This window comes from Allokutzneria sp. NRRL B-24872 (assembly GCF_002155965.1).
GTDB lineage: Bacteria > Actinomycetota > Actinomycetes > Mycobacteriales > Pseudonocardiaceae > Allokutzneria.
Window position 1 is genome coordinate 1 of sequence record NZ_MUMH01000138.1, and the last position, 873, is coordinate 873.

The 873-nt window shown below is 71.9% G+C and carries 2 pseudogenes; both read right to left on the minus strand.

The annotated features are described in order from the left end of the window. Positions 1-576, minus strand: a pseudogene (locus tag CCN37_RS30750) (S9 family peptidase); the annotation flags it as partial. Next, positions 507-873: pseudogene (locus CCN37_RS42105) on the minus strand (hypothetical protein); the annotation flags it as partial. The pseudogenes CCN37_RS42105 and CCN37_RS30750, both read right to left, overlap by 70 nt.

Sequence of the window (873 nt, forward strand, 5' to 3'; positions counted from 1 at the left end):
CACGTCGTCGGCGTGCACGTCGGTCAGAGCGTCCACAGTGGACAGAGCGTGCACCGTGCCCATGCCAGGCAGCTGGACCTGGCTGATGTGCTCGCCGGTCACGTCGTCGTGCAGGTGCAGCTCGGACACGGCGTGCCTGGTCCGCATCACCAGCAGCCGCGCGGGCCGGTCGGCGGTCGCGGCCACCCGGTGCACGCCCTCCAGCACCGAGTCGGGCTCCTCGGCGATCAGCTCGGTCCAGTTCTCCCGCTCGGGGTGCTCCGGATCGGCGACGCACAGCCGCCAGCGGGGCGAGTCCAGCGTGGTCATCAGGTAGAGGCGGTTGTCGTCCTCGAACCAGGCCGAGCAGTAGCCGCCGCCGTCCGCGTCACCGTCGACGATCTTGCGCAGCTCGCCGTCGCCGTGCAGGTCGGCCAGCCACACCGTCTGCTTCGGCGCGGTGCCCGGTGTGGCGTCGACGACCAGCCAGCGGCCGTCCTCGGAAACGCGGGTGCCGTAGTAGAGGGTCATGTCGAGGCCGTCGCCGTGCAGCAGCACGTCGGTGGAGGTGTCCGCGCCGACGCGGTGCCGCCACACGCGCCGGTGGAAGACCTCCTCGCCCGCCGGGACCGCCTCCGGCGGCAGCCGCCGGGCAACCAGGTCATCGCGCTGAAGCGCATCCGGTCGATCGGCCCGTCCAGCACCTCGCCGGAGGTCACGTCGATGATGGTCAGCCGCGACTCCTCGTCACCGCTGGAGGAGACCTTGTAGGACAGCCGCGTGCCCTCGATGCTCGGCGCCCAGCCGTCGAGCGTGGTCAGCCCGGTCGGGTCCATCGCCGTGACGTCCACCAGCACGCGCTCGGTGCCGTCCGCCTCGCGCACGTAGAGCACC